This is a genomic window from Rheinheimera texasensis (assembly GCF_964031785.1).
Lineage (GTDB): Bacteria > Pseudomonadota > Gammaproteobacteria > Enterobacterales > Alteromonadaceae > Pararheinheimera > Pararheinheimera texasensis_A.
In genome coordinates this window covers 640,550-664,749 of the sequence record NZ_CAXIRE010000021.1, presented here as the reverse complement: position 1 = coordinate 664,749, position 24,200 = coordinate 640,550, and the positions used below count along the sequence as shown (strand labels likewise).

Annotated in this window: 20 protein-coding genes and 1 riboswitch; of the genes, 13 read left to right on the top strand and 7 right to left on the bottom strand. The window is 52.8% G+C overall.

Going from position 1 to position 24,200, the window contains the following annotated elements:
* Nucleotides 1-117 precede the first annotated feature (117 nt).
* The 4 genes from ABNT34_RS14530 to ABNT34_RS14515 all read left to right on the top strand — a co-directional run bounded on the left by ABNT34_RS14530 (nucleotide 118) and on the right by ABNT34_RS14515 (nucleotide 8,411).
* The gene (locus ABNT34_RS14530; protein WP_348732847.1) at nucleotides 118-1,185 is read left to right on the top strand and encodes an efflux RND transporter periplasmic adaptor subunit; all 1,068 of its coding nucleotides are present in this window, start codon (nucleotides 118-120) and stop codon (nucleotides 1,183-1,185) included.
* A 66-nt stretch (nucleotides 1,186-1,251) separates the two neighbouring features.
* A complete protein-coding gene (locus ABNT34_RS14525) occupies nucleotides 1,252-4,473 on the top strand; it encodes an efflux RND transporter permease subunit (RefSeq protein WP_348732845.1) in 3,222 nt (1,073 codons plus the stop codon).
* Nucleotides 4,474-4,486: 13 nt separating this feature from the next.
* Nucleotides 4,487-7,567: an efflux RND transporter permease subunit gene (locus ABNT34_RS14520; protein ID WP_348732843.1), complete on the top strand. Its 3,081-nt coding sequence runs from the start codon at nucleotides 4,487-4,489 to the stop codon at nucleotides 7,565-7,567.
* Nucleotides 7,568-7,655: 88 nt separating this feature from the next.
* A riboswitch (yybP-ykoY riboswitch) is annotated at nucleotides 7,656-7,764 on the top strand.
* A 77-nt stretch (nucleotides 7,765-7,841) separates the two neighbouring features.
* Entirely contained in the window at nucleotides 7,842-8,411 is a 570-nt protein-coding gene (locus tag ABNT34_RS14515; protein WP_348732841.1) for a TMEM165/GDT1 family protein, read from the top strand.
* On the opposite strand, the gene ABNT34_RS14510 is transcribed toward ABNT34_RS14515, so the two are convergent.
* Complete coding sequence (locus ABNT34_RS14510) at nucleotides 8,408-9,016, bottom strand: hypothetical protein (protein WP_348732839.1); 609 nt, start codon at nucleotides 9,014-9,016, stop codon at nucleotides 8,408-8,410. The two genes, ABNT34_RS14515 and ABNT34_RS14510, sit on opposite strands and share 4 nt — an antisense overlap.
* A 145-nt stretch (nucleotides 9,017-9,161) precedes the next feature.
* On the opposite strand from ABNT34_RS14510, the gene ABNT34_RS14505 reads away from it, so the two are divergent.
* The 6 genes from ABNT34_RS14505 to ABNT34_RS14480 all read left to right on the top strand — a co-directional run bounded on the left by ABNT34_RS14505 (nucleotide 9,162) and on the right by ABNT34_RS14480 (nucleotide 13,879).
* Nucleotides 9,162-9,617, top strand: coding sequence for a DUF6265 family protein (locus ABNT34_RS14505; RefSeq protein ID WP_348732837.1), 456 nt, complete (start codon nucleotides 9,162-9,164; stop codon nucleotides 9,615-9,617).
* 117 nt (nucleotides 9,618-9,734) lie between these two features.
* Nucleotides 9,735-11,936: a YgiQ family radical SAM protein gene (locus ABNT34_RS14500; protein WP_348733721.1), complete on the top strand. Its 2,202-nt coding sequence runs from the start codon at nucleotides 9,735-9,737 to the stop codon at nucleotides 11,934-11,936.
* 23 nt (nucleotides 11,937-11,959) lie between these two features.
* A complete protein-coding gene (locus tag ABNT34_RS14495; protein ID WP_348732835.1) occupies nucleotides 11,960-12,541 on the top strand; it encodes a GNAT family N-acetyltransferase in 582 nt (193 codons plus the stop codon).
* Nucleotides 12,542-13,195 (top strand): hypothetical protein, encoded by a 654-nt coding sequence (locus ABNT34_RS14490; protein WP_348732833.1) that lies wholly within the window; start codon nucleotides 12,542-12,544, stop codon nucleotides 13,193-13,195.
* Nucleotides 13,162-13,392 carry a hypothetical protein gene (locus tag ABNT34_RS14485; protein WP_348732831.1) on the top strand — a complete coding sequence of 77 codons (231 nt, stop codon included), beginning with the start codon at nucleotides 13,162-13,164 and terminating at the stop codon, nucleotides 13,390-13,392. Before ABNT34_RS14490 ends, ABNT34_RS14485 begins: the two co-directional genes overlap by 34 nt.
* An 85-nt stretch (nucleotides 13,393-13,477) precedes the next feature.
* Nucleotides 13,478-13,879 (top strand): hypothetical protein, encoded by a 402-nt coding sequence (locus tag ABNT34_RS14480; RefSeq protein ID WP_348732829.1) that lies wholly within the window; start codon nucleotides 13,478-13,480, stop codon nucleotides 13,877-13,879.
* 21 nt (nucleotides 13,880-13,900) lie between these two features.
* On the opposite strand, the gene ygiD is transcribed toward ABNT34_RS14480, so the two are convergent.
* Both ygiD and ABNT34_RS14470 read right to left on the bottom strand, forming a co-directional pair.
* Nucleotides 13,901-14,677: a 4,5-DOPA dioxygenase extradiol gene (gene ygiD, locus ABNT34_RS14475; RefSeq protein WP_348732827.1), complete on the bottom strand. Its 777-nt coding sequence runs from the start codon at nucleotides 14,675-14,677 to the stop codon at nucleotides 13,901-13,903.
* Between the two features lie 144 nt (nucleotides 14,678-14,821).
* A complete protein-coding gene (locus tag ABNT34_RS14470; protein ID WP_348732826.1) occupies nucleotides 14,822-18,022 on the bottom strand; it encodes an amidohydrolase family protein in 3,201 nt (1,066 codons plus the stop codon).
* 251 nt (nucleotides 18,023-18,273) lie between these two features.
* Here ABNT34_RS14470 and ABNT34_RS14465 point away from each other — a divergent pair, with 251 nt between their 5' ends.
* The 3 genes from ABNT34_RS14465 (at nucleotide 18,274) to ABNT34_RS14455 (ending at nucleotide 21,104) form a co-directional block, all read left to right on the top strand.
* Entirely contained in the window at nucleotides 18,274-18,525 is a 252-nt protein-coding gene (locus ABNT34_RS14465) for a DUF1289 domain-containing protein (RefSeq protein WP_348732824.1), read from the top strand.
* Nucleotides 18,526-18,602: 77 nt separating this feature from the next.
* On the top strand, nucleotides 18,603-20,150 hold the full coding sequence (locus ABNT34_RS14460) for a cation:proton antiporter family protein (RefSeq protein ID WP_348732822.1): 1,548 nt from the start codon (nucleotides 18,603-18,605) through the stop codon (nucleotides 20,148-20,150).
* Nucleotides 20,151-20,378: 228 nt separating this feature from the next.
* Complete coding sequence (locus ABNT34_RS14455) at nucleotides 20,379-21,104, top strand: polysaccharide deacetylase family protein (RefSeq protein ID WP_348732820.1); 726 nt, start codon at nucleotides 20,379-20,381, stop codon at nucleotides 21,102-21,104.
* Nucleotides 21,105-21,119: 15 nt separating this feature from the next.
* Here ABNT34_RS14455 and pcp read toward each other — a convergent pair whose 3' ends face one another.
* From pcp to pxpA, 4 genes are read right to left on the bottom strand one after another with little or no spacing between them, the layout of a single operon-like run.
* Entirely contained in the window at nucleotides 21,120-21,764 is a 645-nt protein-coding gene (gene pcp, locus ABNT34_RS14450; RefSeq protein ID WP_348732818.1) for a pyroglutamyl-peptidase I, read from the bottom strand.
* A gap of 12 nt (nucleotides 21,765-21,776) precedes the next feature.
* The gene (locus tag ABNT34_RS14445; protein WP_348732816.1) at nucleotides 21,777-22,721 is read right to left on the bottom strand and encodes a DUF979 domain-containing protein; all 945 of its coding nucleotides are present in this window, start codon (nucleotides 22,719-22,721) and stop codon (nucleotides 21,777-21,779) included.
* A complete protein-coding gene (locus ABNT34_RS14440; protein ID WP_348732814.1) occupies nucleotides 22,715-23,434 on the bottom strand; it encodes a DUF969 domain-containing protein in 720 nt (239 codons plus the stop codon). Before ABNT34_RS14440 ends, ABNT34_RS14445 begins: the two co-directional genes overlap by 7 nt.
* Nucleotides 23,431-24,183, bottom strand: a complete 753-nt coding sequence (gene pxpA / locus ABNT34_RS14435) for a 5-oxoprolinase subunit PxpA (RefSeq protein WP_348732812.1) — start codon at nucleotides 24,181-24,183, stop codon at nucleotides 23,431-23,433. Before pxpA ends, ABNT34_RS14440 begins: the two co-directional genes overlap by 4 nt.
* Nucleotides 24,184-24,200: the final 17 nt, after the last annotated feature.

Genomic DNA, 24,200 nt, shown 5'->3' with positions numbered 1-24,200 from the left:
TAATGATTTTAAAGCATAAAATTTGTGTTATTGCATATGGCACGACAGCTGCACTCTTTCAGCACAACCAGTCAGCACCACAGTTTTAAAAATTGACCACCAGGCAAGGAATTTAACATGAACAATATCTCTCAACTTTCCAAAGCAATGTCGCTGGTATTACTGACCTCGACTTTGTTGCTCAGCGGCTGCGAATCTGCTAACAGCAGTCCGGATACCGAGAAAAAGGACGTTGTGGTCAGTATCCCGGTTGAAGCGGCTAAAGTCAGCCGCGGCGAAATCAGCAGCACATACCGCACCACCTCCACCCTTGAAGCCAAAGCCGATGCTGAAGTGAACAGCAAAGCCACCGGCATAGTCCAAACGCTGTTAGTTGAAGAAGGCGACCACGTCCAGGCCGGCCAGGTGCTGGCGACTTTAGATACTGAACGTCAGCAACTCGCGCTCGCCAAAGGCAAAGCTGATTTAGGTCAGCTGAAAAGTGAGCTGGAGCGAGTCGAGAAAATGCACCAGCGTAAACTGGTCAGTACCGACGTTTATGACAAACTGAAATGGCAGGTCGAATCACTGGATGCATCAGTGCGGATGCAGGAACTGGCGCTGCGGGATACTAAAATCATCGCACCAATCAGTGGTGTCATTGCCCGCCGTTATGCCAAAGTGGGTCAGTTAATTACAGAATTTTCCTCTAAAGCACTGTTTCACGTGGTGTCACAGCAGTACTTAGAAGCGGTGATTAATCTGCCTGAACATCAATTAACCCGTGCCAAAGTAGGCCAGACGGCGTATCTGAATTTTGCGGGTTTACCACAGTTACAAGCTAAAATTATCCGGATTTCACCGGTAGTGGACGCAACCACAGGCACAGCCCGCGTCACTATCGGCGTGCAGAATGACGATTTAACCTTAAAAGCCGGCATGTTCGCGCAAATCGAACTGCAATACGACACTAAACCTGATGCCTTATTAGTACCAAAACGTGCGGTACTGGCGATGGATAACAGCAGTTCAGTGTTTGTGGTCAAAGATGGCAAAGTCGCGCGCAAAACCGTGAAAACCGGCTATGAAAATGACGCCATGGTAGAAATCACAGACGGCATCAGTGCCGGTGATGAAGTGGTCACCGCCGGTCAGGCCAGCCTGAAAGATGCCAGCGCTGTAACCGTGATCGCCAGCAACAGTTAATCCAGACCGCACGGGAAGCGCTATGCTTCCCGTCTTCCAATAAAAAATTACAACAGGAACGTGTTTATGAAACTGGTCAACGTTGCCGTGGCCCGTCCGGTCACTATTTGGATGTTTACCCTCGGGATCATGCTGTTTGGCCTGGTCGCAATGTCACGGTTAGCGGTCAATCTGTTACCGGATCTGTCTTATCCAACCTTAACTATCCGCACAGAATATGCCGGTGCCGCGCCTGCTGAAGTCGAGCAGCTGGTCAGTAAACCAATTGAGGAAACCGTTGGTATCGTCAAAGGCATCCGCAAAGTGGAATCGGTATCACGCGCCGGTCGCTCGGACGTGATCATGGAGTTTGACTGGGGCACAGATATGGACCTTGCTGGCCTCGAAGTGCGGGAAAAGCTCGATGTGCTGTTGCTGCCGCTGGATATCAAAAAGCCGCTTCTGCTGCGTTTTAATCCGAATTTAGATCCGATAGTCCGGCTCGCTTTAACCCGCAGCGATGCGCCACAAGGCTTAACCAGTGCACAGCAAGTGGCGTTGCGGACTTTTGCTGAAGAAGACTTACGCCGCCGCTTAGAATCGCTGACCGGCGTTGCCGCAGTGCGGCCAGACGGTGGTCTGACTCAGGAAATTCAGGTGCTGATCGACAACGAAAAACTGGCGCAACTGAAACTGGATATCAAAACGGTCAATGCGCGGCTGACAGAGCAGAATATCAACCAATCGGGTGGCCGGCTGGAAACTGCTGCGCATGATTATCTGGTGCGTACTATCAATCAGTTCGCCAGCTTGGATGAAATGCGTAACCTGTATATCGCCACAGTAAACGGCAGTCACGTCCGCCTGTCCGACATCGCCGAAGTGCGCGACGCCTTTGTTGACCGTAACAGTATTACTTACGTCAACGGTAAAGAAGCCATTGAAATTGCTATCTATAAAGAAGGCGATGCGAACACTGTGCAGGTGGCCAAAACGCTGATTAGCCGTCTCGATGACCTGAAAAAGAACCTGCCGACTGGTTATGAACTGACTTTAGTCTACGACCAGTCGACTTTTATCAGCGATGCCATCAATGAAGTGAAATCGTCGGCCTGGCAAGGCGGTTTACTGGCGATGCTGGTGATTTACTTGTTCCTGCGTAACGTCTGGACCACGCTGGTGATTTCCATCTCTATTCCGCTGTCAGTTATTGCGACTTTTAACCTGATGCACAGCCAGAATATCAGCCTGAACATTATGAGTCTGGGCGGTATTGCGCTGGCGATAGGCATGCTGGTGGATAACGCCATTGTGGTGCTGGAAAACATCTCCCGTTATCGCGAACAAGGCCTGTCGCCGTTGGAAGCGGCGAAAAAAGGCGCCAGTGAAGTGTCTATGGCGATTACGGCATCGACGTTAACCACAGTGGCGGTGTTTTTCCCGCTGGTGTTTGTCGAAGGTGTGGCTGGCCAGCTGTTTAAAGATCAGGCTTTGACCGTCACTTATGCTTTGTTGGCTTCGCTGTTAGTGGCCTTAACGCTGATCCCGGCGATGGCAGCACGTGAGCGCGTGGCGGCTGCAGGTCCTGCTGTTGCCACTGACGCAGAACCAGTGGCTGTGGTGAAAAACTGGAAATATTGGCTGACTTTACCACTGCGTTTAGTGTTTCGTTTTGTCGCCGTGCTGGTCTCTGGTGTCATCACTATCTGGACTTTGATTTGGCGCCTGCTGTGTAAAGTTTGCAGCCTGCTGTTTGGCCCATTGGTGAATTTAATCCAGCGCTTTATTGTTGCGATGGAGCGTGGTTACCGCCGGACTTTAGCCTGGGTACTGCGCGCCCGCGGCGCTATGTTGGCGGCAACTATTGCGGTGACCTTAGCCTGTTATGCGCTGATCCCGCGTTTAGGTTTTGACGTGATCCCGAGTATGAGCCAGGGCGAATTTTATGTCGAATTACATCTGCCGGTTGGTACTGCGATTGAGCATACTGACAAAGCGCTGAAACAGCTGGCGACAGTCGCGGCCAAACAAAGCCAGGTAGAACGCACCTATGCACAGGCCGGTACTGGTCAGCAAATGACGGTAGACCCCAGCATCGGTGGTAGCCACTGGGGCCGTTTGAACATTGTATTAAAAGCCGGTTCGACCGCAACTGATGAACAGCAAGTGATGCAGGCGATGCGCGACGCCGTCGCTGGCATGCCGGAAGTCACCGCCAAAATCGATACGCCGGAGTTATTCAGCTTCTCAACGCCACTGGAAATTGAACTGGCCGGCCATGATTTGGGCAATCTCAAAGCTGCATCTGAGCAAGTGGTACGGGCGCTCGAAGCGCAGAACCGCTTTACCGACATTAAATCCAGCCTGCGCAGTGGCCAGCCGGAAATCACCTTACATTTTGACCATGCACGGTTGTCGCAACTGGGTATGACGGCTTCCGATGTCGCTAAACGGGTGGCCAATTACGTCGGTGGTGAAGTGGCCGGCCAATATAGCATTCAGGATCGTAAAGTTGATATCCGCGTGCGTCTGGCCGAGCAATACCGAAATTCTGAACAGGAACTGGCCCAGATCATTATCAATCCGGGCAGTGCCTCGCCGTTACCGCTTTCTGCGGTGGCACGTATCAGCCGGGAAATTGGCCCCAGTGAAATTACCCGCATTGGTCAGCAACGTGTCGCGGTCATCAGCGCGAACCTGGCGTATGGCGATTTAGAGCAGGCCACGCAGGGCGCCCGTCAGGTGCTGCAAAGTGTGCAGCTGCCTTATGGCGTGAGTAGCAGTCTGGTCGGTCAGAGTGAAGAAATGGAGCGCTCGTACAATTCATTAATGATTGCCCTGGCGCTTGCAGTATTCCTGGTCTATCTGGTGATGGCCTCGCAGTTTGAAAACCTGCTGCAGCCGCTGTTAATCCTGTTCACAGTGCCGCTGGCTGGTGCTGGTGCAGTGCTTGGCCTCTGGCTGACTGACACCCGCATTTCGGTGATTGTGTTCATTGGTTTGATTATGCTGGCCGGTATTGTGGTCAATAACGCCATTGTATTGATTGACCGGATTAATCAGCTGCGCATGGAAGGCTGGGCTTTGACTGACGCTATTATCGAATCTGGCGGCACCCGCTTACGTCCGGTACTGATGACTACGCTGACCACAGTACTGGGTTTACTGCCAATGGTATTTGGCGGTGAAGGTGCAGAACTGCGCGCACCTATGGCGATCACAGTTATTTTCGGTTTGTCGCTGTCGACCCTGCTGACACTGTTTTTCATCCCGGTGATTTATCACCTGACCGCCCGTAAAACGGTGTGAGGAGTAAAGGCTGATGGAACATAAACCTTTAGCACTGACCCGGTTTGCCTTAAGCCGCCCGGTCACCCTGTGCATGATGTTTTTATCTTTCCTGGTGTTTGGTTTGCTGGCCAGCCGCATGTTGCCGCTGGAGAATTTTCCCGGCATTGATATTCCGGAGATTTACATCAATGTGCCATACCCTAATGCCACACCGGCCGAGATAGAACGGCTCATTACCAGACCGGTCGAAGAAGCCTTATCGACGGTCACCGGCATCAAAAAAATGCGCTCGTTTTCCAAAGAAGATTCGGCGGAAATTGGCTTGGAATTTAACTGGGAAGAGAACATCAATACCAAAAGTATTGAAGTGCGTGAGCGGCTCGATGGCATCCGGCATTTATTGCCCAAAGACGTCGAACGCGTGCTGGTATTCCAGTTTAATACCAACGACATGCCGATTTTCCAGGTGCGGATCTCAAGCGAACGCGATTTATCGATGGCGTACGACTTATTGGAACGCCAGGTGAAACGTCCGCTGGAGCGGGTGCAAGGCGTGTCGAAAGTCGAACTGTATGGCGTGGATAAACGTCAGGTCACTATCCGGTTGTTGCCGGAGCGGCTGCGCGCGCTGCAATTAGATGCTGCGGTGTTGCTGCAAACCTTAAGCCAGCAGAATTTTGCCATGACGGCCGGTGAGATCAGAAGCAAAGACGAAAGTATTCTGGTCAAGCCGATTGGTGAATTTGAATCGCTGGACCAAATCAAACAACTGGCAATTGGCCGCGGTTTACAACTGGGTGATGTGGCAGAAATCAAACTGGAACTGCCAAAACGGGTGGAAGGCCGCCGGCTTGACCAGCGTTATGCTGTTGGCATGAACGTCTATAAAGAATCCAATGCTAATCTGGTCGAAGTGTCGCGGGCGGCGATGAAAGTGATTGATCAGGCCGGCAAAGACCCTGCTTTTAATGGCATCAACATCTATGTGATGGATGACACAGCCAAAGGCGTAACCGATAGTTTGTCTAACCTGCTGAGTTCCGGTGTGACCGGTGCTTTGCTGGCCTTTGGCGTGCTGTTTATCTTTTTACGGCATTTCCCGACCACTATTCTGGTGGTGTTGTCAGTACCGGTGTCGATCAGCATCACGCTGGGCATGATGTATTTCCTCGATTACAGCCTGAATGTGCTGAGTATGATGGGCCTGATGCTGGCAGTCGGGATGTTGGTGGATAACTCGGTTGTCGTCGTCGAGAGTATTTTCCGCGAGCGGGCGCTGGATGGTGATGTACGCCGGGCTACAGAGCGCGGCGTTTACCGCGTCAGTCTGGCGGTGCTGGCGGGTACTGCCACTACTGCCATTGTGTTTTTACCTAATATCATTGGCCAGAAAGTCGATGTGACGGTGTTCCTGGAGCACGTGGCCATTGCCATCACTATCGCGCTGGCGGTGTCCTTGTTAATGGCACTGACGTTAATTCCGTTGCTGTCGACCCGGATTAAAAGCATCACCGGGGCGGAACATGCAGCGCCCTCGAAGCTGGATAAATTCTATGGCCGCACGCTGCGCTGGACTATGGCGCATCCACGCTGGTCGACTTTTATTGCCTTTATGTTGCTGTTTAGTATCGCCATTCCAATGCAGTTTATTTCCGGCGGTGATGACAACGAAGGCGACACCAACCGGCTGTTTCTGAATTACAACATTCAGTCGAATTACGCTTTAGCGGAAGTCGAGCAGGAAGTGAGCCGGATGGAGTCTTATCTGTATGCCAATAAAGAGAAATTCTATATTGATTCGGTGTACAGCTATTACACGCCGGGTTTTGCCGTCTCGACCATTATGTTTATCGACAAGCTGCCAGTGCCATTGCAGCAGGTGAAAGACGCTATCCGTAAAGACTGGCCGGTGTTAGTGCGTGGCAAACCACAGTTTGGCTGGGGCGACTCTGGCGGCGGTATGCAATTACATTTGCTGGGGCCTTCCACCGAGCAACTGACCAAACTGTCGCAGGACCTGGTGCCGGTACTCAGTCAAATCAAAGGCCTGGAAGATGTGCGCTCAGAAGTGCAGGGCGGACAAAAAGAACTGCAGATCCGTTTAAAACATGACGAATTACAACGTCAGGGTTTAAGTGCACAAAATGTGGCGCAGGCCATTAGTCTGGCACTACGTGGCAATAACCTGCGGACATTCCGCACGCTCGATCAGGGCGAAGTGCAACTGCGCGTGCTGTACGACGAAAAAGTCGGCCATTCGCAGCAGGAGCTCGAATCCATTCCGGTGAAACAACAAGGCACTGAAGTGGTGCGACTGGCGCAGGTGGCAACCTTGACGGTCAGCGATCGGCTCGGCGAGATCCGCCGTTTTAACCGTCAGACCGGCCTTGCGATTGGCATGAATCTGAACAAAGAGCTGAAAATGGATGATGCCAAAGACCAGATCAAAAAGGTGATGGAGCAACTGCAGCTGCCACCCGGTTACAGCTGGTCGTTTGAAGGCAGCTTCCAGTATCAGGACGAAGCGCAAGGCATTATGCAGACCAATATGTTACTGGCGGTTTGTATGATTTATCTGGTGATGGCGGCACTGTTTGAAAGTCTGTTGTTACCCACTGCGGTCATTGGCTCCTTGTTATTCTCGATGGTCGGTGTGTTTTGGGCTTTCCTCTTTACCGGCACTAACATGGGCATCATGGGCATGATTGGTATGCTGGTGTTGATGGGCATAGTGGTGAATAACGGCATTGTGCTGGTCGACCGGATCAACCAGATGCGGGAAGAAACACCAGATGCGGAATTAGTGCCGCTGATTGTCGAAGCCTGTGAAGCGCGGCTGCGGCCCATTCTGATGACGGTGTCGACTACTGTACTTGGCTTATTACCGCTGGCTTTTGGTGATGCGACTATTGGCGGCGGCGGGCCTGGTTATGCGCCGATGGCGATTGCCATTATCGGCGGTCTGGTGTTTTCGACCTTGACCAGCTTGTTGTTGGTGCCGCTGACTTACTGGGGACTGGTACGGATGGGCGTCAGTTGGGGCCGGTTTAACAGCGCAGCACGCAAGCGCGCCGATCGCTGGTTAGCACGGCCTGTTAAATCAAATAGTTAAGGTCAGTTCACTGATCTGAATGGCGATAAAAACCAAGGCCGGCGCAGATTTTTCTTGCTGCCGGCCTTTTGCTTACCTACAATGCCTGCTTCCTGACTTGGGGGAGTAATCGCCATAAGCAAGCTGCTTATGGGCTGTCGTCAACATACTTGTGCCAGTGCACATGGCGGCAGCGGAACTTGCAACGGCAATGTTCTGATGAGACCTGAGACAGCGTCGTGGCCCAATGCGGGAGCCACAGCGTTGTCTTTGGCCAATCCCGCTGAGTATCCCCATGGACGCTTTTATCTCTTCTTTCACCGGTGTGGCTATCGCTGAGATCGGTGACAAAACCCAATTACTCTCTTTGTTTCTGGCAGCTCGTTTTCGCCAGCGCGGGGCTATTGTCGCCGGCATTTTAGTCGCGACGCTGCTCAATCATGCCGCGTCCGCCTGGTTTGGCGCATGGGTCGCGCAGTTTATTCCGGCGGGGTGGCACGCCTGGTTGCTGGGCGGTTCTTTTATCGCCGTCGCGCTGTGGTTGCTCATTCCGGATAAAGATGACAGCGAAGAAAACGCCATGCTGAAATACGGCGCTTTTGCTGCCAGTACAGTGTTGTTTTTCCTCGCTGAAATTGGCGACAAGACTCAAATTGCCACTGTGATTCTGGCTGCCACTTATGATGCGACCAGTTTAGTCATTATTGGTACGACTTTGGGTATGCTGGCGGCCAATGTGCCTGTAGTGTATTTCGGCAAGTATATTCTGGAAGTGGTGCCGCTGGATTGGGCACGCCGCGTCGCCTGCGGCGTGTTTATGCTGTTAGGTGTAGTGACCATCGCCAAAGGCTTAGCCTGGTTCTAAAACCGCAGGCTAAGCTCAACACCGGCAAACCACTGACCATCTTCTGGCTGGCCATGGACCCAAGGGTCCAGCGCCGCCAGATATTCCTGCTCATAACTGCGTAAATAGCGGTAGCGGCCAAAAGCACGCAGCGACAGGTTGTTCAGTTCAATGCCGGCGCCGACACCGGCAAACCAGTCAATAGGCCCCATTTTTTCATAGTGACCGCCCCAACGGTCATAATAATCATGCTCTTCTTCATCAAAAATCAGTTCATCCAGTGCCACACCGACTTCGCCATACAAACTGATTTTGTCAAAGGTGCCAAAACGCACTGAGGTATCCAGATTGAGAAATTCAAGCTCCGGCTGATATGACGCTGTGGCCTGATATTTATCGCTGTAGTAAGACGCGAGGCCCACCGCCAGCTGGAAATGGGCGTCGGGTTGAAATACCACGCCGAGTGTACTGATTTGGCCTTTGTCATTGGCCTCGTAGCTCAGATATGGCGCCACCCAACCGATATCTGGTTCATCGAGATAAACAACAGTTTGCGCCTGGGTATGGAAAGCAAGTGATAAGACACAAAGACTGACGAAAATCGCTGGGCGGAGCTGAAGATGCATAGTGTTTGCCTGGAAGTAATGGTGATAATTGCAATCTAAGTGCCTGAAAGTTAACAGCGGCTTAATAGTGAGATGAGCGCCGTTGAAGCCTGAGAACAGATCAGGCTATAGTCAAACTGGGAAACGGCTCAGTCAGGAAAAAGCGATGTTGCGTACCATATTAGTCTGCATCTTGGGGCTGGGATCTGCTGTCACTAACGCAGAATGCAACCCGACTGTACTGTTGGCGGGGCAGTGGCAAACCTCCGTCAATCAAAAAGGTGTCTACTGGCAGGAAGAGTGGAGCAGCTTAGATAACGACAACTGGCGTGGCCTGGGTCGGACCTTTAACAGCACTGGTACCGAAACTGCCAGAGAGGAACTGCGGCTGATGCGGATGAATGGCCAGTGGTTTTATCTGGCAAAAGTCAGTCACAACGCATTACCTGTCGTATTTGCTTTAACAGAGTGCACAGCAAGCCGGCTGCAGTTTGATAATCCGACCCATGATTTCCCCAAGCGTCTGGTGTATCACTATCAGCAAGATGGGTTGCGGGTAGAGGTCTCAGACGCGGCCGGCAAGGGCTTTGAACTGCAGTTTAAGCGCGCCGGCAATCAGTAACGGCTGTCGCATTCAGCGCAATACTTGAGTATAATGCTCAACCTTTTTTGCCGCTGATGAGACATCGCTATGACCAGCACCACAGTTCCATCCCGAAAATCCGCGCCGGTCGAGCGTATGTCCGCAGAACGCGGCTTGTTTTCCTACCCAAAGTATCGCGGCGACCACTTTAAACCTGCACCATTTTTACCGATGAGCAAAGCCGAAATGGCCAAGCTCGGCTGGGATTGCTGTGACATTATTCTGGTGGTCGGGGATGCTTATGTGGACCACCCAAGCTTTGGCATGGCGGTGGTCGGCCGGATGCTGGAAAGCCAGGGGTTTCGCGTAGGTATCATTGCGCAGCCGGACTGGAACAGCAAAGACGATTTTATGCGTCTGGGAAAACCGAAGCTGTTTTTCGGTGTGTCAGCCGGCAACATGGACTCGATGATCAACCGCTACACCGCCGACAAAAAATTGCGTCACGACGATGCTTATACCCCGGGCAACGAAGGCGGCAAGCGCCCAGACCGCGCTGTCATTGTCTATTCGCAGCGCTGCAAAGAGGCCTTTAAAGAGGTGCCGGTGATCATCGGCGGTATTGAAGCCAGCCTGCGTCGTATTGCGCATTATGATTACTGGCAGGAAAAAGTCCGCCGCTCCATTATTTTTGACGCCAAAGCCGAACTGCTGATTTACGGCAACGCTGAACGCCCCTTGGTGGAAGTGGCGCACCGGCTGGCCGCTGGCGAGCCCATCAGCAATTTACAGGATATCCGCGGCACTGCGGTGATCCGCAAAGAACCTTTACCTGAATGGCGCGGTGTCGATTCCACTGCCATTGATAAAGTCGGCAAAATTGACCCTATTCCCAACCCTTATGGTGCGGACGACGTCGGTTGCAGCAGTTATTCCGAATTCGCTCAGGCCGGTATCGATTTGTCTAAACCGGCCGAAGTCGAAGCCAAGCCTATTCTGGTGCAGCCACCGCGGCAAAAACCCTGGGAAAAAACCTATGTGAAGCTGCCGGCTTTTGAGCAGGTCAGCGTAAACAAGCCGCTGTATGCCCACGCTTCCCGTATTTTGCACCAGGAAACCAACCCAGGCTGTGCCCGCGCTATTATGCAGCGCCACGGTGACCGCTCGGTCTGGCTCAATCCGCCGGCGTATCCATTAACGACTGAAGAAATGGATGGCGTGTTTGGCCTGCCTTATCAGCGTGTACCGCATCCGGTGTATGGCAAAGCCAAAATCCCGGCTTATGACATGATTAAAACCTCGGTCAATATTATGCGCGGCTGTTTCGGCGGTTGTTCGTTCTGCTCTATTACCGAACATGAAGGCCGTATTATTCAAAGCCGCTCGAAAGAATCGATTTTGCGCGAAATTGAAGAAATTCGTGACAAAGTCCCAGGTTTTACCGGCGTGATCTCCGATTTGGGCGGCCCGACCGCCAACATGTACCGCCTCCGTTGTAAAAATCCAAAAGCCGAACAAACCTGTCGTCGGCCGTCTTGTGTTTATCCGACCATTTGTGAGCACATGGACACTGATCAAAGCCCGACCGTTGATTTGTACCGCTCGGCGCGCAAACTGCCCGGCGTGAAAAAAGTGCTGGTTGCTTCCGGCGTACGTTATGACCTCGCCGTCGAAGACCCGAATTATGTCCGCGAGCTGGTGCAGCACCACGTCGGTGGTTATTTAAAGATTGCACCTGAGCATACCGAAGAAGGCCCATTGTCGAAGATGATGAAGCCGGGCATGGGTGCTTATGACAAATTTAAAGCGATGTTCGACAAATACAGTCGTGAAGCCGGTAAAGAACAGTACTTGATCCCGTATTTTATTTCGGCGCATCCCGGCACCACGGATCTCGACATGGTCAATCTGGCGTTGTGGCTGAAAGAGCGCGATTTCCGCTTAGATCAGGTGCAAAACTTCTATCCAAGCCCGATGGCCAACGCCACAACGATTTATCATACCGAATTAAATTCACTAAAGAATTTAAAAGGTAACACCGAGAAAGTCGCGGTCGCCAAAGGCGAACGTCAGCGCCGGCTGCACAAAGCGTTGTTGCGTTACCATGATCCGGCCGGCTGGCCAATGATCCGCGAAGCGCTGCAGAAAATGGGCCTTGGCAAACTGATTGGTAAAGGCAAAGGTTGTCTGGTGCCGGAAGAGACCCGCGATGAGAAAAGCCTCAAACCTAAAGCCGGCGGCAAAATTGCGGTGACCAAACACACCGGCATGAATCCGGTAAAAGAGGCGCTTATTCGCAAACAGCAGCAGACTTCTAAGTCATCGGGTCAGGCGTCTTATAAAAAAGGCAAAGGCTAAGCACAATTGCAGGATGCAAAGTGATGACTGATGTTTTACAAACGCCAAGGCTGCATCTGCGGCCTTTTACCGCGGCAGATGCACCGGCAATGTTCCGGCTTGGCAACGACCCGGTGGTGATGCGCTATATCGGCTCGCCACCAATGCAATCGGAAGACGAAGCACTGGCTTATTTGCAAAGTCATCCGCTGGCGGATTACCAACGCACTGGTTATGGCCGGCTGGCGATGGTGTGGCCTGCAACTGGCGAAATTATTGGTTTTTGTGGCCTGAAATGGGTCGATGAAATCAATGGCTTCGATCTCGGTTATCGTCTGTTGCAACCTTATTGGGGACAGGGGCTGGCATTCGAAGCGGCAGTTGCCGTGCTGGCTGACACGAAACTTCGGCCGTTTAAATGTCCTCACGGCTCGGCGCAACAGCAGATCTTTGGCTTGGTTCATCCGGACAACCAGGGCTCCATCCGGGTGCTGGAGAAACTTGGTTTTGTCTATCTGCAGGATATTGTGTTCAGTTTACTGCCGGATCTGGCGGTGCGTCAGTACGGACTGACGCTGGGCTCTGTTACTATACCTTCAACTTTTTCAACAAATTCAGGTGCATAGATGCGCTGGTCGCTAGAACAAATCCCATTGCAATACCGGGCGCTGGCCGCCGGTGTCTGCGCTTACCTGTTATGGCCTTTTGCCCATGCGCCGCAGTGGCAATGGCAGGCGTTATGGCAATCTGAAGCCGAAACGGCGGCGGCCTTAGCGCCGTTAATGTCGTTTTATACCAAATACTCTGAGCCGGCCTTGCCGGCGCTGAATGCGCAGCTGGAGCTGAATAAATTACGTGATTTGGAGCTGGCGCTGATTGCTGCCAACGCCGATTTTACCGACCAGGATCGTGATGATAACTGGGCGGAAGCCACCGAATTTATGATTGCGCACGTTGCACAGAATGTCGGCGCTAACGAACTGCGCATTTATGACAGCGAGTGCCGTAACAATTTATGCCGGATTGAACTGGCGGCGCCAAAAGGTCTGAACCCAGAGTTTCGTGCGCTGGTGTTGAAGTATGCGGCGACGCTGAAAGCCGGCGATCTGGAATTCCACGATCTGAAAGAAGGCAAGGATCGCATTTTGCTGGAACTCAAATCAGATAAACGCCTGCAATATAGTTATTTCGAAGAACGGGCACTGAAACCCGCCGCCCGTGAACAATGGTTAGCAGAGGTAAAAGCATGGCTTGGCACCCAACAAAACAACAAAAAGTAGCGGCCGGCTATTTTATTGCTGGTTTTTGTACTGTCGCACTGCTTGATGCTGCAGTGACGCTGCTGTTGCCAAAACCCGCCATTTTGGCACCCCAGCCGGCGCTGAGCAAAGCCATGTTGCAACAGGATGTGACACTTGAACAGTGGAGCAATGCTGCTGAGCGACTGGAAGAAAAACGCAAATTAGCGCGATTGTAGATCGTTGCTGAACATTGACCGCTAGCGATTTTTGTGGCAAAAATTGCAACAACTATCGATAGAGGTGCTATGCCTGATGCGGTCAATGACAGTGTTCTTGAGTTATCTTGCAACTTTTTTGCTCGGTGCGGCCACAGTGGCAGTGCCTGGTTATCTGCTGTTGGCCTATTTTATGACTTCTGCACCGCTCGCTGAAATGAGTGTGATTAAAGCAGAGATACAGCTGTTAAAAAAAACGGGTCAGCATTTGGAACCACAGTTTGACAGTATGCGCAGAATCCAATGTATGGTGTTGCGTGGTTCGCTGGAAAACTTACAGGGGATTAATCAGTGGCAATTTCCACGCTATCGCTTTGAGCGCTATGAGCACATGAAAAAAGACGCAGAGGAAACGCTGCGTCTGCTCAAAGACAGCAGTTATTGTGAGCCTGTGGAGTATCAGCGCTATCTCGAAACTATGAAAAGGCTCAATCTGACTCCGCTGTGACGCTTTGTCTGAGGTGAGCTGTTATCCAATTTTTAAGCTATGCATCGCCAGATTACCCAACGTAAAGTCCTGATTAAACCACTGCAGTGGCTCTGCGGTATTCGCTGCGCCAAGCAGGTAAAACAGCGGCAGCAAGTGGTCTGGATGCGGCACGGCCAGCGCGGCCGACTCCCCCCAACTGCGGTATTCCGTCAGCTTCTGCCAGTCGCCACTGTCGATGCAACTCTGTACCTGCTGCAAGAATTGCACTGCCCAGTCTGGCGCCGTGCCGTCGCGCCAGTCCAATAACCGCAAGTTGTGCACTATGTTGCCGGAAGCCATAATTAGCACGCCTTCCTGACGTAAAACCGCCAATTTTTTGCCAAGCGTTAAATGCCAGGCAGCGTCTTTGCGACTGTCTATCGAGAGCTGTACCACAGGCACATCTGCCGCCGGGAAGGCGTGGCAAAGTACCGACCAGGTGCCGTGGTCAAAACCCCACTGACTGTCAGCCACAGCGCCATCGTCCGCTAATAACTCCAGCAGCAGCGCCGCCAGCGCCGGTGAACCCGGTGCCGGGTATTGCTGCTGATACAATTCTTGCGGAAAACCGCCAAAATCATGAATGGTGCGGGGCTGTGGCTCGGTCAGCACCCGCAGTCCAGGTTTATCCCAATGCGCAGAAATCATTAAAATCGTTTTGGGTTTGAGCAAAGCCATCTGCTGACGCCACGCTGTTGTCCAGCGGTTAGACTCCAGCGCATTCATCGGGCTGCCGTGACCGATAAAAAACATCGGCATTGGGGTGGTTGCAGACATCAAGCGCTCCGTTTAAGCAAGGATTCGCAGCATAAATCGGGTGCTATCGATAAAAAAGTGCAATAAAAGCATTGAAAGCTTGCAGGAAATAGAAAGAAAAACGCCGACGATTGCCGGCGTTTTACGATGACTCAGAGGGTTTGCTTAGCGTTTTTCGAAGTAAAACGGCAGGCGTTGTTGTTGCTGACCGTTCAGTTCATTCATCGATTCCGCATCAAACAAGCGGCCATTGACCATGGTGTATTGCACCCGGTCACTCTGGCGGATGTCCGCCAGCGGGTTGCCGTCGATGACAATCAGGTCAGCCAGTTTGCCGCTTTCCACCGAACCTAACTGATGGTCCATACCAAAGGTTTTCGCCGGGTTGATGGTGGCAGTTTTCAGCGCCTGCAACGGGCTCATGCCGCCTTGGGCGAACATCCAGATTTCCCAGTGCGCACCTAAACTTTCACGCTGGCCATGTGCACCGATATTGGTGATGACGCCCTCATCGCTGAGTTCCTTGGCCATTTTGGCAATGCTGAAATGGTTGTAGTGTGAGTCCGGTGCGGTTGGACGGCGCATACTGCGTGGGCGTAACTCGTCCATCGGTACATATTTCGACAGGCGTGGGTGTTTCCACACTTCGGTTTTGTCGTACCAGTAGTTTTCGCCCCAGATGCCGCCATAAGCCACCACCAGCGTTGGCGTGTAAGCGGTTTTGGTGGCGCGCCACAGCTGTTTCACATCGTCATACAGCTTGGCTGCCGGCAGCGAATGCTCCAGCGTGGTGTGGCCGTCGACCGCCATGCTGAGGTTGTGCTGCAGCAGCGAGCCACCTTCCGGTACCACCATCATGTCGAGTTCACGCGCCGCTTCAATCACTTGCTGACGCTGATTACGCCGCGGCTGGTTGTAACTTTTCACCGAAAACGCGCCGACTTTCTTTAACCGTTCTAAATGGAATTTGGCATCGTCCAGGCTATCAACATGCGAGGTATAGCCCGCGCCATAAGCGCCGTACAAAATAGTGCCGGTGGAGAAAATGCGCGGGCCGACTATCTGCCCGGTTTTTTGCATTTCACTGGCAGTGAAAATTTCCTGGGTGTCGTTGGACGGGTCGTGAATACTGGTAACACCAAGCGCTAATGACGCGTAGTTGGCGTAGTTCTGCTGCGGGATAATTTGATTCACCCCCTGACTGCCGTGCGCGTGCGCATCAAACAAGCCCGGCATCAGGGTTTTACCTTTGATGTCGATGACTTTGGCTCCCGCCGGTACTTTCACCTCGCCGGCAGAGCCGACGGCCTTGATTTTATTGCCTTCAACCAGTACCACGCCGTCCTGAATCACTTTGTCACCTTGCATAGTGATGACCTGACCGCCAACAAATGCCACCAGGCCTTGCGCCTGGTAAGCTGGGGTGCTGAAGCTGATATTCTGGCCATTGGCGACTTTAAATTTATCCGCCGCTTTGTCACTGCCGACGTCAAACACGCTGCTTAAATTGGCGTGATAAAGCTCAGGGCCTAAGTTCCAGTACAACTGTTTGCTGTTGCCGCTCCAGCTGATGTTCTCACCGGCGCGTACAGAGAGCTGGCGCACCGGGAACTGGGTGTCGCTGCCGCTGATATCAATTGATGCGCCGCGCTCGGCGAAAGGCGTGACATAAACTTTAAAGCGGTCGGCAAAAGCCACGTATTTGCCATCCGGCGACACTTTAAACTCAGTGCCGTATTTGGCGCTGTATAACGTGCGTTGGGTTTCGGTGGCCAGGTCAATGGCTAATAAAGTTGGCGACTGGCCATAGTCCATGGCAAAAATCCGGTCGTTACGCTCAGCGAAATGCGGTGCAAAACCGTTGCGGCTCACCAGTTTCAGCTCGCCGCCGGCAGCAGGCACTGTGTAAATACCAGTGTTTAATGACCAGCGTTTGTCGAGCAGACTGCCAGCGCCGCCTTTGCGGAACACCAACGTTTTACCATCCGGGCTGAACGAAGGTTCGAGATATTTGCCCGGCGCGCTGACCACAGTGCTAACTTGATTAGTAACTAAATCAATGACTTTGATTTGACCCTGTTGTTGGTCATGCCAGCTGACATACACCAGTTTTTTGCCATCGCGGGAAAACGACGGATACAGTTCAAAATGTTCGTTTTGCGCAGTCAGGCGCTGTGGTTTACCGCCTTTGGCCGCCACTTTGTACAGATGACCCAGCGCCGAATACACCACAGTGTTGCCATCGGGTGAGGCCTGGACAAAACGCAGCATTTTCACGTCGACGTCATTGTGGTCCAGATCCTGTTTGACCCTTACGGCTTGCTGGATTTTTTTCTCCACATCAACTTTAAACGGGATAGCCGCCACTTGTTTGCTGGCCACGTCCAGTTTTTGAATGTTGCCGCCGGCCCAAAACACAATGGCTTTGTTGTCCGGCGTCCAGCTCATTTGCGGATAAACGCCATGGATGGCCCAGGTTTCCTGCATGTCGCGGTCGAGCTTGCCGTACAGCTCAGTGGTTTCACCGGACTCGAGGTTATACAACATCAGTGTCGTTTGGAAATCGACCCGACGGATGTAAGCGAGGAACTTGCCATCTGGCGATGGAGTAGGGCGAATTGCACCACCGGCGCCTTCTAACAACACCTCGATTTTGCCGGTTTCGCGCTCAAAGCGTTTGATGACATAAATGCCTTGTTCGGAATCTTTGCTGTAGTGAAAGGTTTTGCCCGGCGTGTCGTCTTGCGAGAAATAGACATATTTACCGTCGGGCGAAAATGCTGGTTCGCCTAAGTCTTTCTCATCATTGGCTTTCTCTGTCAGCATCACGCCATTGCCGCCGGATTTGTGGTACATCCAGACTTCACCGGCGCCCAATGAGCGGGTATTGGTAAAATGTTTGCGGGCGACGATAAATTCGCCGTCCGGGCTAAAGGCCGGGCTGTTCAGCAGACGGAAGGTTTCTTCAGTCACTGCATGAGCGTTACTGCCGTCGGCGTTCATCAGCCAGATATTGTCGCCACCGCCTTCGTCCGAGGTGTAAGTGATAAATTTGCCATCCGGGCTGAAGCTTGGCTGCATTTGCCAGCCGATGTCAGAGGTCAGGCGCTTGGCAGTGCCGCCGCTGACCGGCATGCTGTAAATGTCACCCAGCACATCAAACACCAGGGTTTTGCCATCGGGACTGACATCCACATTCATCCAGGTGCCGCTGTCGGTATTAATCTGTACCGTTTCAAATTTACCTTTTGGGGCGTTAACGTCCCATTCGGCTTTTTTATCAGCGGCCTCTGCCGGAATTAATGCTGCACTGACACAAAGCGCCAGTAAAGTTGGTTGCCATTTTTTCATACACCATTTGTTCATAGGAGTCCCTGGGGTTGCTGTCTGCTATAGCAGATCTGTGGAGGTAAAGTACCAAACTGCCACAGCCAGCCATGGAATGTAAGAGCAGACCTGTGAGACTGCGCCTGTCAGGCACTGTACAGCGACAAACGTCAGGTCATTGCTGCTTCGGGGACAGTGACACATACTCTGCCCCGTGCATAACGCAGTTTGATGCGGGTCAAAGGCGCAAAATTTTGGCATACTTGCAGTCAAACCTGCCGGAGGCGTTGATGGATTCACCTTGTGTTGCCTGTTGTAAACTGAACAACGATAAAATCTGTACCGGCTGCTATCGTCATATTGAAGAGATAGTGGACTGGAACAAAAGGTCGGACACGGAGCAGCTGCAAATCCTTGAGCGCTGCGCGGCGCGGCGCCAGCAAGTGGATGCCCAGCAAAGCCCGACCACAGCTATCACCTCAGTTGAATGGCAAAGCGCCAAACAAGCTTTAGCACTGAAAAAACAAAGCCGGCTTAGTTGATCTGGCGCAATGGCAGAACTTGTTGCCGGCATGGCGGGCTGTCAAACTAAAAGAATAACGAGAACAAGGGGATAGCATTGATTTTAGAAGCCGTCTGGATTGGGTTTGCTTTTAGTCTTGGCATGTTAGTACGGCTTTGCGGTTTGCCGCCGCTGATTGGTTATCTCGCTGCAGGTTTTGCCATTACTGCCAGCACCGAAACTCTGCAATTGCCGCAAGGTCACGCCATTATTGAACATGTGGCGCATTTAGGCGTGTTGCTGCTGTTATTCACTGTTGGCCTGAAATTGAATGTGCGCAGTTTGTTGAAGCCTGAAGTGCTCGGTGGCAGTTTGCTGCATTTTGCCTTATCGGCTTTGTTGTATGCGCCGGTGATTTGGCTGGCTTTTGATTCCAGCTGGTGGCATGCGCTGATGCTGGGCGCAGCACTGGCATTTTCGTCGACCGTATTAGCCGCCAAAGTACTGGAAAGCAAACGCGAGATCCGTGCTTTTCACGGCCGGGTCGCGGTCGGTATCCTCGTCATGCAGGATCTCATCGCCATGGCGATGTTAAGTTTTTCCAGTGGCGTGACACCATCAATTTGGGCCTTAGCGGTGCTGGCGGTGCCGCTGTTGCGGCCATTGCTGTTTAAGTTACTGGACTTAACCGGCCACGATGATTTGCAAATCCTGTTTGGTGTACTGCTTGCTGTGGTAGCTGGCGGTATGGGCTTTCATGCGGTCGGGCTCAGTTCAGAACTCGGCGCGCTGGTGTTTGGTGCTTTGCTGGCCAAACATCCCAGAGCCGGTGAATTGTCCAAAACGCTGTGGAGTTTAAAAGAATTCTTCCTGGTAGGTTTTTTCCTGCAAATTGGTTTGGGTGGTTTGCCGGATGTGTCGGCCTGGTGGTTTGCTGTGGTGATGTCGCTGATGTTACCACTGAAAGCGGTCATGTTTTTTGCCTTGTTAGTTTTGTTTAAATTACGCGCCCGCAGCGCCTTTTTGTCGGGACTGACGTTGAGTAATTACAGCGAGTTTGCGCTGATTGTGGCGAGCGTGGCGCTGCCGCAGTTCCTGATCCCACTGGCTCTGACAGTCGCCTTGTCCTTTGTGATCTCGGCTCCTTTGAACCGCTACGCTCACCCGCTTTATGAACGGTTGGCGCACCGGCTGATCCCGCTGGAACGCAACATTCATCACCCCGACGAACAGCCGGTTACCTTGGGTGATGCCGAAGTGCTGATTATGGGCATGGGCCGCACCGGCGGTGCCGCTTACGATTATCTGAAACATAAAACCCATCTGGTTGGGCTCGATTCTGACCCGGCGCGGGTGCGGCAATATCAGGAACGCGGCGACAATGTACTGTTTGCCGATGCCGAAGATCAGGTGTTTTGGCAAGGACTGGCTCTGGGCCGGATTAAAGCGGTGATCTTGTGCCTGAGCGACAGCGAAGCCAAGCTGATTGCGACGCAGAAATTACGTGCCGCCGGCTTTACGGGCCTGATTGTGTCGCATTCTATGCAGCAAGATGAAGCCAGTAAAATTATGGCGGCGGGCGCTGACCATACTTATCTCACCATGTCTGAGGCCGGTTTGGGCCTCGCCGAACGGGTGCGCCAGCACATCAGTTTACCGGGCTGACCTCAGCGACCACAGCGGTCGCTGTCAGTTTTTTATACAACTCCGACGTCCGGGCCCATCAATACTTTTTTTGCAATGGGTCGGGTAGGTTGAATCACACCAGCCCGGCGTTGTGTTCGCATTTTTTCCTTTGTATGGCACAACTTATGCTTATTTATACGCCCAATTTCTGGCTGCTGAGCAGCACAAAACAACAAGAAGTCCGGGCAGGACGCAGAGGGAACGGGCATGCGTGTGCAAACCCATTTGATGTTTTTTTTGGTGCTGGTTTTATTCAGTGTTGCCGGCATCTGGCGCCTCAGCGCCATGCCGGATTTTCAGCTGTTTGGCGAGCTGAAACACCGGGCGGAGATCCACGACAAATGGATAGCGTTGACCTTCGATGATGGTCCGACACCGGGCAAAACCGAACAAATCCTGCAAATCCTGCAAAGCGAACAGATCCCGGCAACTTTCTTTTTGACCGGGCAAGAGGTTGCACAACATCCTGACTTAGTTGGAAAAATTCTTGCCGCCGGCCATCAGGTCGGCAATCACAGCTATCACCATCAACGGCTGATTTTTAAAACGCCGTCCTACATCAGCACTGAATTAGAGCAAACCGACGACTTATTGCGCCAGCACGGGGTTGATGGCGTGATTTATTTCCGCCCGCCTTATGGCAAAAAATTGCTGTTGTTGCCTTGGTATCTGATGAAACATCATAGGGTCAGCGTGACCTGGGATGTGGCGCCGGAGAATTTCCCAAAGATTGCCAAAGACCCTCAGGCGCTGGCGGATCACACCGTCAAACACACCAAAGCGGGCTCTATTATCCTGCTGCATGTGATGTACGACAGCAGGGCAGCAACCATGCAGGCGGTACCGGAGATCATTCGCCGGCTCAAGGCGCAGGGTTACCGTTTTGTCACTGTGCATGAGCTGCTGAAAAAAGAGCAGGCATCGAAAAGTTGACGGGGCTGTGCGCAGTTAGTCCAGTGCGCCTGCGGTGGCTTTGATGTCGGTCTGATGCTGCTGACAACACAGGACCAGCTGTAACAAGCCTGCAACCACTGTCGCGACTGACATACTGGCGGCATCGGGTTTTGTCGCCACCTGTGTCGGTGCATATGGAATGTGAATAAAGCCCCCCCGACACTGTGGCCACGCAGTCAGCGCATGCATGAGCTGGTACATCAGCGCATTGCAGACATAAGTGCCGGCACTATAAGAAATTTGTACCGGGATGCCTTGTTGCTGCAACTGTGCGCGCATGGCTTTTAGCGGCAAATTACTGAAATAGGCCGCCGGGCCTTCGCTCACCACTGACTCGCCACTGGGTTGCCAGCCGCTGTTATCCGGAATACGCGCCTCGAGCAGATTGATAGCCACCTGTTCCAGACATAGTGCAGTTCTGCCGCCGGCTTGTCCGACACAAAGCACCAGGTCCGGTTGTAACCGGCCGATCGCTTCACGTAGTAGTTCACCGCTGCGCTTAAACTCAACCGGCAGGATCAGCGCCTGCCAGCTGATGCCTTCAGGCGCACTTTGGCGACAGAGCTGCAGGACGGCTTCGGCACTGGGGTTGCTGCTTTCGCCGCCAAAAGGCTCAAAACCGGTTAATAGAACTTTCATAATTACCTCAGATTAAAACGCCAGCTGGTCCAGCAGCACTATATTCACCAGCAGCAATATTAAGGCCGTTGGTGCCTGCGCTTTGATCACGGCATGTTGGTCTTTCAGGCCTAATAATGCCACCGGAACTATATTAAAATTCGCCGCCATTGGCGTCAGTAAAGTACCGCAATAACCACAGAACATGCCGATCGCGGCCATCACCGCCGGATTGGCCTGATGCTGCATCACCAGCAGTGGAATGCCAAGTCCGGCGGTGATGACCGGAAAAGCAGCAAAGGCATTACCCATAATGATGGTAAAGCCCGCCATAGCCAGCGCGTACGCCGTCACAGCAGCCAGCCGGCTGTCGAGCTGTAGATAGTCGTTGCTAAGCGTTGCAATAATTTGCCCCACACCAGCCTGATTAAACAACAAACCTAAGGTCGCCAGCAGATGTGGCAACAAAAAGGCCCAGCCGATGGCTTCGAGTAAACGCTTGGCTTCAAGACCGCCCTGACGCGGCGCTTCACGGGTCAGATAACAGGCGATAGCAAAGGCCAGCACACAAGCGACTCCCAGGCTCAGCAAGGTCAAGTTTTTCGGCTCAAACCAATGTAAAGCCGGCAACTGCCCCATAACCAGCACCAGCAGTAAAGTAACACCGGGAATAGCCAGCGCCGGGATAAACAGCTTTTTGCCAAGACGTTGTAAGGACTGCTGTTGTTTGTCTTCAGACAACGGCTGATAAGGCCCTGCAGCCATGCCACCAAGCCCGGCCAGCAGTGCCATGCCGATGACCAGCGCACCGACTAAAGCTGTTGGCAGCCAATCGCCGGCGATAAAAATAGCGGCATAACAAAGCCAGAATAAACCGCTGCGAAAACGGCGGGGGTGCGCCTGGTCCAACAACGTCAGCACTGCCACCAGCGCCATAATAGCGCCGACCAGCCAATACAAATGCGTCAGAGTTAACATGTTGGCGGCTCCGCATTGTGTTGCGGACTTTTAGTCAGTCTCGCCTGTTCAGCCTGCAGAAAATGGTCAAGCCGGCGCAGGCGCACGGCGTGGATCAAAAAGGCTGCAATCGCCGTCGGAATGCCCCAGAGCGCAATATGCATCGGGTTTGTTTCGATGCCGGATTCGCGCAAAAAAGTGTGCATCAGCACAATGGCGCCAAAGGCGACAAACACATCTTCGCCAAAAAACAATCCGATGTTGTCGGTCGCCGCCGCCATCGCTTTGACTTTGTCCCGCACCGCCTGAGATAGCCCCGGATGCTGCCGTTCGGCCAGCGCTTCCGCCATAGGTGCGACCAGCGGCCGTACCATCTGCGGGTGACCGCCAAGGCTGGTTAAACCCAAGGCGGCGCTGCTTTCGCGTGCCAGCAGATAAATACTGAGCAGCCGGCCAACTGTTGCGCCTTTAACGCCGGCGATAAAACGCTGCGCCTGTTGTTTCAGGCCATGTCGCTCCAATAGGCCAATAATGGCGAGTGGCAACAGCAGGATCACCGGTAAAGTGCGGGTTTTCAGGAAACTTTCACCCAGTGCGCTCAGTAACTGCAGCGGCGGCATCCAGGCGCAAAGCCCAGTGACAATAGCGGCGCAAATCACCACCAGTACCGCATTAAAACGCAGCACAAAGCCGATGACCACCACAGCGATGCCCAATAGCGGCCAGTAGTTCATATGGTGCTCCTGATAAAAGGCCGGATGCTGACACCGGCCTGCTGCAAAGCAGCGCTGAGTTCGCGCACCAGTTGCAGCGCTTCCGGACTGTCGCCGTGTACACATAAACTGTCGGCCTGAAGCTGGATGTTTTGCTGGTCGTGACTGACAACAGTGCCGGTCTGAATCAGCCGCAGACTTTGTGCCAGTGCAGCCTGATGACCGAGCACTGCACCGGTTTGACTGCGTGGTACCAGTTGACCTGTTGCTGTGTAAGCCCGATCGGCGAATGCCTCGTGAAATACCGCGATACCGGCAGCTTTGCCCAGCTCAGACAGCGCACAGTCCGGCAAGGTCAGTAGGGCGACATCGGGATGCTGTGTTCTGATGAGGTCGACGATGATTCCGGCTAAATCGCTGTCCACCGCAGCCTGGTTATATAAAGCGCCATGCGGTTTGATGTAACTCATCCTGACCCCGGCTTTTTGGGCGAGTTGCTGAAAATAAAGCAGTTGTTGCTGCAGGCTTTCAGTCAGTGCTGTCGGATTAAGGGCCAGCGGCAGGCGGCCAAAGTTGACCCGGTCCGGGTAAGCAGGATGAGCACCGACACAGACCTGATGTTGTTTACAGGCTAAAAGTGCTGCCAGAATATCCTCTTCAGTCCCGGCGTGGGCACCACAGCTGATGTTGGCCGAAGATAGTAGCGGGATAATCGCCAGATCATCGCCGCAGCCCTCGCCAAGGTCAGCGTTTAAATCAATATGCTTCATCAGATCACCGTCAGCTC